This window comes from Dyella sp., from assembly GCF_051954575.1.
GTDB lineage: Bacteria > Pseudomonadota > Gammaproteobacteria > Xanthomonadales > Rhodanobacteraceae > Dyella_B.
In genome coordinates, this window is record NZ_JBQCHP010000041.1 from 36,081 (window position 1) to 49,507 (window position 13,427).

Genomic DNA, 13,427 nt, shown 5'->3' on the forward strand with positions numbered 1-13,427 from the left:
TTTTGAGCCGGCGCCGGCGTCATATCACGCGCGATTGGGCAACGAATCGATGGTGCAAGATGTGCCGGGTGGCGCAGTGCTTGCGTAGGTTGGGTTACCCCGGATCAAGTCCGGGGTAACCCAACCTATGTGTGCACCACGCTTACGTATCGTCTTCGGCCAGGCTTTTCAGCAACTGGAATATCTCGCGATAAGCACGCGGAGGCTTGTTCGCCTCACGCTCGATGCGTGCTTGGCGAATCAACGAACGCAAATGCTGCCGATCGATCGTCGGATACTGGTCGACCAGTTCTTCAAACGCTTCATCGTTTTCCAGCAGGCGCTCGCGCAAGGCTTCCATGCGATGCATGGCGGCGGTTTCCTTACGTTGCTGCTCGCGGTCTTCGCCTAGTAGGGCGCGCGCGCCAGTGAATGCTTCGTCGTCGTGGCGGCGCATCACCTTGGCCAGAAAACCGAGCTGGCGCTTGCGTGCAATATGCGAAGTGATGCGGCGCAGATGATCGATTTCGCGCATCACGTCGTCCGGCAGGTTGGCTCGCGCGAGTTTCGACGGCGGCAGTTCCGCCAGTTGCGAGGCCAGCGCCAGCACGGCCAGCGCATCGCGCCGCTGCTGCGTGCGGGTGGGGCCGTAGTCGTGTTCGGGGTCGTCGGTGTAAGTGCGGTTCACAGCTGGTTCCGGTCGGTGGCCTGGGCGAATTCGGGCGGCATCGCTTCCACCAGCGTGAAGCGGGGAATCGGCTCGCCTTCCAGTTCCACGTTCTCGGCGAACATCATGGCGGGCCGCACCCACAGGCCGTAATCGCCATAAAGCGCCTGGTATACGACCAGCTCTTCCATGGTCTCGCTGTGCCGGGCGGTGCCGATCACGCGGTAGCTCTGGCCTTTGTAGTGACGATAGATGCCGGTGGCTATGGACATGGGCCGCTCCTATGGCACCCTTCGGGATTCAACTATTGGCAATGGGTCGGGATGGCCCCACCTGTGCTTATTGTACCCATCTACCTCGACAGGAATCCCACGTGAGCGATGTTGCCACCCGCCAGGACGCCAGCCAGCGCGAACTCGACCGACTGGCCGAACTGGCCGAAGATGTGATTCGCCGCGCGCGCGCCGCAGGCGCCAGCCAGGCGGAGGTGTCGGCGAGCATCGATACCGGGCTCAACGTGAACGTGCGCCTGGGCGAGGTGGAAACGGTGGAGCACACGCGCGACCGTGGCTTCGGGCTCACCGTGTATTTCAGCCAGCGCAAGGGCTCGGCCAGCACTGCGGACCTCAATGCCGACTCCATCCAGGCCACGCTGGACCAGGCGTGCGCGATCGCGCGCTACACCGAAGAAGATCCCGCCGCCGGGCTGGCTGATGCCGCGCGCATGGCCAAGGTGTTTCCCGAGCTGGACCTGTGGCATCCCTGGTCGATCGATACCGCCGATGCGATCGCACTGGGCCAGCGGATCGAAGCCGCCGGCCGCGCCCATGCGGGCATCACCAATTCCGATGGCGCCAGCGTGCAGGCGGGCGAGAGCCTGTCGGTGTACGCGAACTCGCATGGCTTCGTGGGACGCGAACGCGGCACGCGGCATTCGCTGTCGCTGTCGTTGATCGCCGGCGACGATGCCGGCATGCAGCGCGACTACTGGTACGACAGTGTGCGCAGCGCCGATGACTTCATGGACGCCGCAGCGCTCGGCGACAAGGCCGCCGAACGCACGCTCGCCCGCGTTGGCGCGCGACGCCTGTCCACGCGGCAGGCGCCAGTGCTGTTCGCACCGGAAATCGCGCGCGGCCTGATCGGCCACATGGTGGGCGCGGTGAGCGGCGGGGCTTTGTATCGCCGCGCGAGCTTCCTGCTCGACCATGCGGGCAAGCAGATCATGCCGTCGTGGCTCACCATCGTGGAGCGTCCGCATCTGCCGCGTGGGCAGGGCTCGGGCAATTTCGACGCCGAAGGCGTGGCCACGCGCGACAACGTGCTGATCGAAAATGGCGTGCTTGCCCGCTACGTGCTGGGCAGTTATTCCGCGCGCAAGCTGGGCCTGCAATCCACCGGCAACGCCGGCGGCATCCACAACCTGATGGTCGAGCCAGGACACGGCGACGGCGGCAAAGCGGACGACTTCAACGGTATGCTGCGCCGGCTCGGCACCGGCTTGCTGGTGACCGAAGTGATGGGGCAGGGCGTCAACACCATCACCGGCGATTACTCGCGCGGCGCCGCGGGTTTCTGGGTGGAAAACGGCGAGATCGCCTATCCGGTGGAAGAAATCACCATCGCCGCCAACCTGCGCGACATGCTGATGGGCATCGTGGCGGTGGGCAGCGACGTGGACAAGCGCTCGCACTTGCTCACCGGTTCGATCCTGCTCGATCGCATGACCATCGCCGGCGAATAACGAATCGAATAGGAAAAAAGCCTAACGGCAAGTTCCTGCGCACCCTGCTAGGATGCTTCGCACACCGGCAGCGGCCGGCGTTTGCACGACTTGAAAGGAGATGCTTATGAGCGTTCCGCCCGAGTCCGTCGTACCGCCTCCACCGAGCGAACCCATCGGTGGAGATATTCCCGCCGAAGAGCGTACCTGGGGCATGTTCGCGCACCTGTCGGCGTTGCTGGGGGCCTTGCTGACCGCTTCGTTCTGGGGCTTGGCGTGCTTTATTGGCCCGCTGGCCATCTGGTTGATGAAGAAGGAATCCATGCCTTTCGCTAGCGACCAAGCCAAGGAAGCCCTCAATTTCAACATTACGATGGCCATCGGCCTTGCCGTGCTATGGGTCCTGTCGATCATCACCTTTGGTATCGGCTTTATCATTGCGATCCCCCTGTTGGGGATCATGTGGTTGGCTTGGCTGGTGCTGACCATCATCGCCGGCATGAAGGCCAACGAAGGCGTGCGCTATCGCTATCCGTTTGCGCTGCGGCTCATCAAATAGCCAATGCCACCTAGATTGGGGTGCGACCCCAACATCGCGACGTCGGCAGATACCTATGTTGGGGCTTGCACCCCAGCCTACGTTTCGGGCGTGAACGGCTCGGCCGCTTGCGGCGCATCCGGATCGAGCAGCAGGCGCACGCGCAGCTCGGCCTGGTCGAGGGCCTGCTGGCAATGGCGATAAAGGCCGATGCCGCGTTCGAAGGCGCTGAGCGATTCGTCCAGGCTCATGTCGCCGCCTTCCATGCGCGCCACGAGTTGTTCCAGTTCGTCGAGCGAGTGCTCGAAGTCGGCGACCGGAGTGGTTTCGGCAGGGGCGGAAGTGGGCTTGGCCATGGCGGGCAACGCTAGCGCAGCGTTAAGACGGAATCAATCGTTGCTGCGGATCGGCATGGCCTGGATGTGGAACGCGTAGCGTGCAGCGACGCAAAGCGTTGTCCGGACCGTCACGAATGCCTGTCCTGACAGGCTTGATTTCGATATATCGAAGATATATCCTGCGACCCTCCCCAAAACCCGCGCGAGGCCAGGAAGGCTCGCCATAGGAGTTCTTGTGACGACGACTGCGTCCTCGCCTGCCGCCGAACCGGGCGGCATGGGCTTTTCCGGTTATCAGAAATTCGTCGTGGCCGTGCTGGCCTTCCTGCAGTTCACCATCGTGCTGGATTTCATGCTGCTGGCGCCGCTGGGTGCGCTGGTGGTGCCGGCCCTGCACATCACGCCCGAAAAGTTTGGCCAGGTAGTGTCCGCGTATGCGTTTGCTGCGGGCGTATCAGGCATTCTCGCGGCCGGCTTTGCCGATCGCTTCGACCGCAAAAAGCTGCTCCTGATCTTCTACAGCGGCTTCATGCTTGGCACCTTGTTCTGCGCGCTTGCGCATACGTATACGCTGCTGTTGCTGGCGCGCATGTTCACGGGCCTGTTCGCCGGCGTAGTCGGCGCAGCGTCGATGGCGATCGTCACTGATCTGTTCCCGTTGTCGATGCGCGGACGCGTGATGGGTTTTATCCAATCGGCGTTCGCGGCCAGCACGGTGCTGGGTTTGCCGTTGAGCCTGTGGCTGTCCAGCCACTGGGGCTGGAATGCACCGTTCTTTTTGATCGTGGTGGTGTGTACGGCGGTGGGCGCTGCGATCCTTGGTCGGCTGCGTCCGGTCAATGCGCATCTGGCGCTGCGGCCGGATCGCAATCCGCTGCATCACCTGCTGCACACGCTGACTACGCGCGACTATCTGATCGGCTTTGCCACCACGGCCTTGCTGACCATGGGCGGCTTCATGCTGATGCCGTATTCGACCTTGTTCATCGTGAACAATCTCGGCATTCCCATGGCGATGCTGACGGTGGTGTATCTGATCACCGGTATGGTGTCGGCCGTGATGGGGCCGCTGCTCGGGCGCGCCAGCGATGTGTTCGGCAAGTTCCGCATCTTCGCCTTCGGCTGCGCGGTGACGATCGTGATGGTGCTGATCTATACGCGCATGTCGAACGTGACGCTGTGGACCTTGATCACGGTGAGCGCCTTGCTGCAGATCGGTATCTTCTCGCGCATCATCTCGTCGTCGGCCTTGATGTCCGCTTTGCCCAAGCCGAGCGATCGCGGTGCGTACATGTCGATCAGTTCCTCGCTGCAGCAGGTATCTGGCGGTCTTGCCGCGATGCTGGGCGGCATGGTGGTGGTCCAGTCGGCGGGCGACAGGTTGCTGCACTTCGACGTGCTCGGCGACATCCTGGTCTTCACGACGCTCGCTTCGTTTGTGTTGATGTATTTCGTCAACCGCAAGGTGATGGGGGCGGCCACTGCGCCTGCGCCACAGCCTGTGAAAAGCGATGCGTGAATATGCGCTTCTATGCTTGATGGCCATAGCGCACGTGTTTGTGCAATTGCATGCTTCAGCGTTCTGGTTGTCGGTAGCGTGGATAACAGGCAGACCATAGGAAGTGGTGCAGAGCATGTTTTACATCGAAGCCTCGCATTTCAGATCTGCGCTATGCGTCACCTGCCGTTTCACTAGCACTTCACGATGATGGGGGCACCTTTATGCGGGCGCGCATACATCACATGAGCTGGATGGGACATCTATCGCCCATGCCGCAGCTCGGCTCCGTGACGCAGTGTTGGTGTTCCTCGGTGTTCGTCATCCATCAGGCTCGACAATGTGATCCTTGGCCAAGGAGGGGCCACGCAAGCCGGAAGAATTTTCCTGATCACCATCAATGGCATCTCTTAAGGCAACACTGATCAAGTATCGCCGTCGTCATGATGTCTGGAAGGCTCGCAGGGTGTGCCGCGTGGCGCCGGGAAGACTGGCCGTCTTGCCAGGCCGCGCGGCGTAGCCTGCGGGCCTTCCAGACATCACCCCATCACTTTGAATTCAACATGTCGGGGCCAGCCCTGTCTGTTCGCAGGCCGCAGGGCCCCGTCTCGACGATGCGCCAGTCTGCCTTCGCCGACGGCCCTGCGGCCTGCGAACAGACAGGGCGGGTGACGACGGCGATACTTGATCAGTGTTGCCTTGAGTTATGAAGATTCGCGGCAGTCGTTCTGGCGCGAACGTGTGAATCTTTTTCTTCGCCCGCGCCTACAAATGGGTAATCAGAAAAATTTTTGGTAGCACGTTGTTTGCGAGATGCTCGCGGTAACGGTGTCCTTTCCAACAATGCTCAGGTGCTAAAACGTCGACCTCTGTCGGCCATCGTTGCATTCGAGCAGATTTTGTTTACTCGTCATCTTCAAGCGTGCTTCTTATGCATGGTCGGTGTCATGCATTGTCATGACGCCGTCGGGCGGTGGCGAATGGCAAGCTTTTTTTCAATCATGATGAACATCTGATAGTCGATCGCAATGCGAGATTGAGGTAGGGCGTTGTATTTTCGTGTCGACGCGAGCGTAGTGATCAACCCATGCAAGCCGTTAATCCCGGACAGGAATAAGGAGCTGAACATGAACGATTCTGCCGCCATGGATTCTGTAATCTCCCGTATCAAAGCGTTGGCTGCGCGTATTGGCGTAAAGGACATCGCGCCGATTGCATTGGAGTCACGTGCGCAATTTCGCCGTCGCGTGAAAGGCACGCTGAGTACCACCGAGGCGACCGACCTGTATCGCGAAGCGCAGCGCCAGCTGAAAGACGCTCGATTGTTCGAGGCTAAGCTCATCAGTCGCAGCTCGCCTGCGCTCAAGACCATCAAGAGCTTGAGCGACAATGCTGAGCGCGTAAACCTGTTGGGATACGAGGATGAATTCGGCGGCCGCGCGTTGCGCTATACGCGTCCCGGCACGGTTTCTTCGATGTTCTCGCCGGCGGCTTATCTGACCGAATTGTACCGCGAGGCTCGTAACTTGCACGGGCAGGACAGCCCCTGCCATATCGACAACCGCCGGCCCGATCTCAAAAGCCTGGTCCTGAGCCAGGACAATATGGACGTGGAAGTGCCTGCGCTGGAATTATGCGACGAGGTGCTGATCAGCAAGGTCGCCACCGTAATGAATCAGAATGCGGGCACCGTGCTGCGTCATCTTGCCGAGCGCCGGGCAAGTGGGCAGACGCCTTACCACGATCTATATACGCGGGTACGCGAGGGGGTGCGTCTGAAGGCGCCGACATTCCCCGATGTCGATACGGTGCCGCACGTGCTGGCCGATATCCAATTGCCCCGTGCGGCAACCGAGATGGATATATCGCCGGAGGACTGGAGGCTTCTGACGGAAGAGATTTCCCGCGACGATAACGGGGAAATGTTCCTTAGAAATTTCGGCGATGTATCCCCGCACCAGTTGATGAGCGTTTCGGTGCTGGCGCGCTGGTACCAATGCAGCGCAGAAGACATCAGGACATTGATTGCGGCGCAGCATAGCTACGTGGGTCTGCGGCTACCGATATTGGACTTGGTTTCGCTCGATGGCGATCGGATTCAATGCCACGGATTCCTGTCATCTTCCGCAAATCCTACGACCGATCTCGGTCCGGATGATGAGGATATTGAAGATCTCGAATTTGCACACCTTTATCCAAAAGGCGATGGGTTGTTCAGGCTGGTGGTTCGGTTTAAGAATGTGCCAGGAGCAACGGGAACTGGCCGTCAACTCTATGCAAGGGTGGGTAGCAGCGGTGCTGAGCAACTGGTCAATAGCGGTGACACTTATGTCTGGCCCGATATCACTGGTGATGGCACCATCCGTGGTGTTCCGGTAGACGCTGAGGGGCAGGTTTTGCCATGCCTGTTGCTTCTTCGCCGTCCAACCAATGCAAACAAGCAACGATATAGCACGGTTTCTTTTGCCAGGGCGACCGGTACCAATGAGGGCCTTCTCCGTCACTGGCTGCTGCGGTTCAATGTGTTCGTTCGTTTGTGGCGCGCCACTCAGTTCGCGCCACTAGCGTTGCGTCAAGCGCTGGGCCGCCTTACGAAGGAGGACTACCATGTCTCCGGCGAGGTGCTTGAGCAGTTGGCTCTGGCCAAACGTTACATGCGGCGTTACGGCATTGAGTTGGATGACGCCATGGTGTTGGGCGGCGCTGCCATATCCGCATTCACTGAGGAAGGTGAGGTCGGTCAATTCGATCGCATTTTCAATTCGCCTCCTTTCAATGGTTTCCGTTTGCCAAGAAGCACGTTACATATATCTTTGGATCCATCCAGCGAGAATTATTCGAGGGCGTCATCAACGAACCAGTCGATTTGTGCTGGATTAGGTGTGGATGCCTTTGAGTTGTATCTGATGGCGAGGGCAACTGCCTTAAATGTCAATATTAATCACTACTCCCATTGGTATCGAGTTTCGCTGATTGCCAGAATTCACGGTCTGAGTGTTTTGGATCTGTCGTTGCTGTGGCAAGCCTATGGCTATGCCGGAAACTTTTCTGGCCTGGAATCCCAGCTGCGGCAACGCATTGAAACGACCTACCGTGCCGTGCAGGATTTGCGCAGCATGGACGTGACGCCCTATGAACTGTGGGCGATGACCACTGCGCAGTCTGTGACCGTCACGACGCCCGAGTTGCGGAATTTTTTGCAAAGCCTACAAGCGATTGAGGTGGGCGTGGACAATGACTTGCCTGCGATGCTGGCACCTGAAGTGGCCGTCTTGTTGGAGTTGCCCTCCTTGGAGGCGGCGCAAGCCGTATTGCAATGGGTAGATCGGCTTGGGCCGGGCCGGCTCAACCTGCAAGCGTACTGGGACAAAGTAAAGGCCGGCAAACATGACGATGTGTCGGTTGTTGCGTTTACGTGTGCACTGCTGCAACGGGCATGGGTGGCACGAAAGCTTGCACTGCCGGCATCGGCTTTGTTGCTGTTCGTCAAGCAGCCGTTGCGGTTGGATCCGCAAGAGGATGAGAGGTTGCTCGGCACGTTGGCTCAGACTGTGATGGCATTGCACCGCTGTGCCCGGTGGCTAAATGGTCTGGGCGAGGGCGCCACGGCAGCGCTCACCGAGTTCATCGAAGGCAATGGGCTGACGCCACAGGGCTTGGCCACCGCCATCAGGCGGCAAAGCAACGAGGTTGCAAGCGCGGCCAGCTACGCGAAACTTCGCAACCAGATTCAAGACGATCAACGCCTGGCAAGCTGGACGGAGATCGACGCGGTGCTGCAATGGTTGTCGCTCGGCGATCTGCTGAGCATGCCGCCCATCGGTATCTCGGAGTTGTTGGATCTCAGTTATGGGGCGGCTGCTGAGGTTGACCCATGGGGCCGTTGGCAGAAGGTGGCAGACTTTGTACGAGGAGGTTTGACGGAGGAGGAATTAACGGCGCTGGAAGCTATCCGGCTGCCGCGGCTAACAGCCGCGCTGTGCAGCGCATTGATGTCAGCCGTGGGCTCCAGGGCACTGCCTACAACGGCCACAACCAGCCGAGAGGCGCTGTATGCCTATCTGTTGCTCGACAACCTTAACAGTGGACACATCCGGAGCACGCGCATTGCCGAAGCCATTGCCAGCTTGCAATTGCATATTCATCGCGCGCTGACAGGCGTTGAGCAACCCGAGGACAGCGCGCCGCTATCCTGGCAATTCTTTATCGACTGGCAGCCATACAACAGCCGCTATGCCACCTGGGCCGGTCTGTCGAAGCTCATTTACTACCCTGAAAACTATATTGACCCCACAGTCCGGCACGGCCAGACGATGCTGATGACCGAGATGCTGCAGCAGCTTGGCCAGGCGCAATTGAACGTGGATACGGTCGGCGACGCCTTCCAGGCGTATCTGACCGGCTTCGAGGAAGTGGCCAACTTGCGCGTAATCAGCGGTTACCACGATGATCTGGACGCCACCAAGGGTAAGACCTATTTCGTGGGGCGCAGCGATGCGGGCGAGTATTACTGGCGCAGCGCCGATGAAAACAAGCGCGCTGAGACCGGGGTGTTGCCCGCCAACGCCTGGGCCGACTGGCAGAAGATCGGCTGCGCGCCGGCGCCGCATGGCGAGCTGATCCGCCCGGTAGTGTTCAAATCGCGGCTGTACGTTTGCTGGTTGGAGCGGCGGGATGTGACGCCGCCGGATGACACAGGCCATCTGCCTGAGAAGCGTGAGTATCAACATGAACTCAAGATATCGCATCGGCGCTACGACGGCAGCTGGAGCATACCTTTAAGCCTTGATGTGCCGGAAAAAGTTGGCGAGATCATTGTTAATGCCGATTCGGCGCTCTATTGCAGCAACTACCATGCGGAAGATGCACTGATCGTCGTGGTCTACAAGAAGCCCGGCGCAGCAGGCGACGTGCCCGGAGTAGATGGGCTCCATGGGTTCCGTATCCGAAGCGATATGACGGTCGATACGGAACACAAGAGCGAATATTTCCATGGCATTCTGCAAGTCGTGCCTCATGAGCTCGATACGGCGGAGCTGAAACGCGTCAATAATATTTTGCAGCTAGTAGGTTTTAGTGTGCCTACTGTCGTGCCGTTCTCTCTGGAATCATCTGGAGGTGGGCAATTGAATGGCCGTATCGACAATATATCGATAACCACGCCAGAGCCCAGTACCGGAAAGCTATCGATCGGTATGGATGTTTCGTTCGACGCGGTCCTGCCTGGGCCATGGCAGATTCTCGTGGGTTATCTTTCCGCCGATCAATCGAGCGCGATCAGGCGATTCAGCAGCGCTCCAGATGGGGTGTGGAATGCGTTGGTCGCAAACGATGGCACCATCCTGCTTCATGGCGTAGCGGCAGGCCCGCCTACAAGAATCGACATCGACCATCCTGGCGGTACGTCGCAGGCAGATTACGTCGAATATTTTCCGGAACATGGCGGTGTCTATAAATATCGTTCAAACGTAGCAGTAGGAGCGATACGCTTCATGGATGTAATTCCATCGGGTTGGTTACCCATATCTAAGCGTCTTCTTGAGAGAAACGACCATCTTGCGGAAGATGGCGTATCCATCGAATTCGAAATTGATAATGATCTCGTCGTCAAGCGCTACGTTGATCATCAGAGCCCGGACAGCCGTTTTGAACCATGGTGGGCGTATGTCAGGTTTGCCCGATTTGTAATTGATGTAGACGAGAGGCCTGCGCGCAAAAATATTCCCTTTCAGGTCATTGCGGGGGGCATGTCCGTGTCCAGGCATATACCCGTGACTGCCCAGATCAACTCCAGCACCAATGTCATCACCTTGGGTACGGCAGATAATGGGGCGCAGTACATGGAGCTGCTGGCGGAGCGGCTGGCGTATCGCACGCGCCTGAACACCTTGTTCGCACGTAAATTGGTATCGAAGGCGGAAGGTGGCGTCGACGCCATTCTCAATCTACAGACTCAGCAGATACCCGAGCCGCCCTTGGGGTTGGGGATTTATCTTACGCTGCAACTACCGCGCTATCAGCCGTCGATTCACGGCGATGAACCGTGGGTGAAAATCTACTATTCCTACTTTCTCAAGGAAAAAGATCAGTATCTCTGCTGGGAGGGCCGTGTCGATCCGTATCGCACAACGGAGGTGACATTGTTCGTGCCTTATCCGGAAGGGGGCTGGGCGCCGCATGGAAGCACAGGCAAGCCCGGCCCGCACAATGACGCCAATATCGACATTCAGTACAAGGCGACTGACAGCCTCGCCATATACCACCGTTCTGTCTGGCTCAGTTACGTACCGGCGTCCAATACCGCGACCATCATGCGACCATCGGCGGAGCTGCCTCTTAATCCGGGCATCGCCGACCGTGTTTTCATCTCCACCCAGCAAACCGAGCCAATGGATTTTGCGGGTGCCAACGCGCTGTACTTCTGGGAGCTCTTCTATTACGCCCCCATGATGATCGCCCAGCGCATGCTGGACGAGCAGCGCTTCGACGAGGCCCAGCGCTGGCTCAATTACGTATGGAGCCCGTGCGGCCGCCCGCTGCGCGACGATGATGGGCAGATCGACGACTGGACCAAGCGGCAGTGGAACGTTCGCCCCTTGCTGGAAGATGTGTCCTGGAATAGCGATCCGCTCGATTCCAGCGACCCGGACGCCGTGGCGCAGCACGACCCCATGCACTACAAGGTCGCCACCTTCATGCGCGCGCTCGATATCCTGATCGCACGTGGCGATGCGGCGTATCGCAAGCTGGAGCGCGATACGCTCAACGAAGCCAAGATGTGGTACAGCCAGGCGTTGAATCTGCTCGGCGAGCGGCCCTTCGTCGATGCGGATACGGCCTGGGATGCTCCCACTTTGGGCCAAGCCGCCAGCGATAGCGCGCTGAGCGAATATTGGGCGATGCTGAGCCGGGTTATGCGCGGGTTCGGCGCGGATGAGTCAGGCGATGGTGCGAATGAGCCGTCGGAGCGCTCGGCAAACAGTCTCTTGAAGGTCTTCGTGCCCGAGATCAATGACATGTTGTTCGGCTATTGGGACACGCTTGCCCTGCGCATGTATAACTTGCGCCACCATCTTTCCATTGACGGACAACCGCTGAGTCTACCGATATACGCCACGCCGGCCGATCCCAAGGCGCTGCTGACGGCGGCGGTTGTCGCCGCGGGCGGCGGCAACGATCTGCCCAAGGTCGAGGACAACCACGAATGGCGTTTTACCACCATGCTGGACAGCGCCAAGAGCATGGTGTCGCAGCTGATCGGCCTGGGTACGACGATCCGCCTGTTGATTGATCGCCAGGATGCCGAAGCGCTTGCCATGCTGCTGGGAACGCAGGCGGGCGAACTGATGCTGGACAGTTTGAAGCTGCAGGATCAAACGCTCATGGAGTTGGAGGCCGACGAGCAAGCGTTGAAGGAGTCACGCACTGCTGCGACGAACCGCCGCGACCATTATCAGCGGCTTGTCAAAGAGGGGGTGAGTTTATATGAGGGCCTCGCGGAAGGCGCACTAAGCTTCGCGAAGCTGGCCAAGGTAAGAAGCATGCCATTGGTGTTCGCGATAGCTGCGGCCAAAACATTACCTAATAAGCTTGGTTTCACTACAGGTCCTGAAACCTGGGCGGGTACGCCCGTCGCGCTTAAAGATATTTCCGAAGTCGTCAGTGCAATCGCTGAAGTGACGGGCGATAGGCTCAAAATGGAGGCGGGGTATGAGCGCCGCCGTCAAGATTGGGATCTCGCGCGCAAGAATGCAGAAGGAGAAGTACGTATTTTAAACGCCCAGCTGAGAGTCCTGAAAATACGCCAGGAATCGGCGCGCCTGCAAAAAGCGCATCTGGAAACGCAACAGGCACAAACGCAGGCGCAGTTCGCCTTCCTGCAGACCAAGTTTACCGGCCAAGGCCTGTATAGCTGGCTGCGCGCCCGGCTGGCGACGGTGTTCTATCAGTATTACGACCTGACCGTAGCGCGTTGCCTGATGGCGCAAAAAGCTTTTCAGCGGGAACTTGACGACGAAACGGCGGATTTCATCAAGCCGGGTGCTTGGCAGGGTAACTGGGCCGGCTTGTCGAGCGGCGAGACGCTGCTTCTGAATCTGGCGCGCATGGAAGACGCCTACCTGAAGGGTAGTGCCCGAGGGTTGGAGGTGCGCCGCACGGTGTCACTCAGCATGGTGTATGAAGCGCTCGAAGCGCCGTTCATGCTCGGCGATGCCGTGGCGGCCTTGATCAACGGCAGCACCCAGGCCTATGGCCAGGAGAAGACCGCCGTATCGATAGAGGATGGATGCCTGGCAATCAAGCTTTCACTGAAGGATCTGCGTTTGCAGGACGACTATCCGCACTACGCCGGCAAAAAACGCCGAATTAAGCACATCGGCGTGTCATTGCCTGGGATGCTGGGGACTTCTCAGGACATTCAGGCCGAGCTTGGCTATAGCGACCATGCCAGTCTGTCAAAGGGCATCCATGCCATGGCCGTATCGCATGGCGTGCAGGATGACGGTTTGTTCCGCCTGGACTTCCATGACGGCCGCCTTCTGCCGTTCGAAGGCGTCAATGCGGACAGCGGCGTGCTGGCGTTGAGGTTTCCCAATCCAACCGGCAAGCAGAAGGGAATGCTCGAAAACTTGAGCGATGTCATCCTGCATATCCAATATGTGATTCGGTAGCGGATAAACCGG

The 13,427-nt window shown here is 59.0% G+C and carries 7 protein-coding genes; 4 read left to right on the forward strand and 3 right to left on the reverse strand.

Annotated elements, in window-relative coordinates:
* Positions 1-142 precede the first annotated feature (142 nt).
* Both yjgA and ACTHNE_RS05975 read right to left on the reverse strand, forming a co-directional pair.
* Positions 143-667, reverse strand: coding sequence for a ribosome biogenesis factor YjgA (yjgA, locus tag ACTHNE_RS05970; protein ID WP_324947081.1), 525 nt, complete (start codon positions 665-667; stop codon positions 143-145).
* Positions 664-918, reverse strand: a complete 255-nt coding sequence (locus ACTHNE_RS05975; RefSeq protein WP_324947083.1) for a DUF1653 domain-containing protein — start codon at positions 916-918, stop codon at positions 664-666. The genes yjgA and ACTHNE_RS05975 overlap by 4 nt, the downstream gene beginning before the upstream one ends.
* A gap of 101 nt (positions 919-1,019) precedes the next feature.
* Between ACTHNE_RS05975 and pmbA the strand changes: the two genes are divergently transcribed.
* Positions 1,020-2,390 (forward strand): metalloprotease PmbA, encoded by a 1,371-nt coding sequence (gene pmbA / locus ACTHNE_RS05980; RefSeq protein ID WP_324947085.1) that lies wholly within the window; start codon positions 1,020-1,022, stop codon positions 2,388-2,390.
* 106 nt (positions 2,391-2,496) lie between these two features.
* The gene (locus ACTHNE_RS05985) at positions 2,497-2,928 is read left to right on the forward strand and encodes a DUF4870 domain-containing protein (RefSeq protein WP_440268758.1); all 432 of its coding nucleotides are present in this window, start codon (positions 2,497-2,499) and stop codon (positions 2,926-2,928) included.
* A 77-nt stretch (positions 2,929-3,005) separates the two neighbouring features.
* Here ACTHNE_RS05985 and ACTHNE_RS05990 read toward each other — a convergent pair whose 3' ends face one another.
* A complete protein-coding gene (locus tag ACTHNE_RS05990) occupies positions 3,006-3,263 on the reverse strand; it encodes an exodeoxyribonuclease VII small subunit (protein WP_324937136.1) in 258 nt (85 codons plus the stop codon).
* Positions 3,264-3,480: 217 nt separating this feature from the next.
* Here ACTHNE_RS05990 and ACTHNE_RS05995 point away from each other — a divergent pair, with 217 nt between their 5' ends.
* Entirely contained in the window at positions 3,481-4,764 is a 1,284-nt protein-coding gene (locus ACTHNE_RS05995) for an MFS transporter (RefSeq protein ID WP_324937134.1), read from the forward strand.
* Positions 4,765-5,870: 1,106 nt separating this feature from the next.
* Positions 5,871-13,415 (forward strand): neuraminidase-like domain-containing protein, encoded by a 7,545-nt coding sequence (locus ACTHNE_RS06000; protein WP_440268759.1) that lies wholly within the window; start codon positions 5,871-5,873, stop codon positions 13,413-13,415.
* Positions 13,416-13,427: the final 12 nt, after the last annotated feature.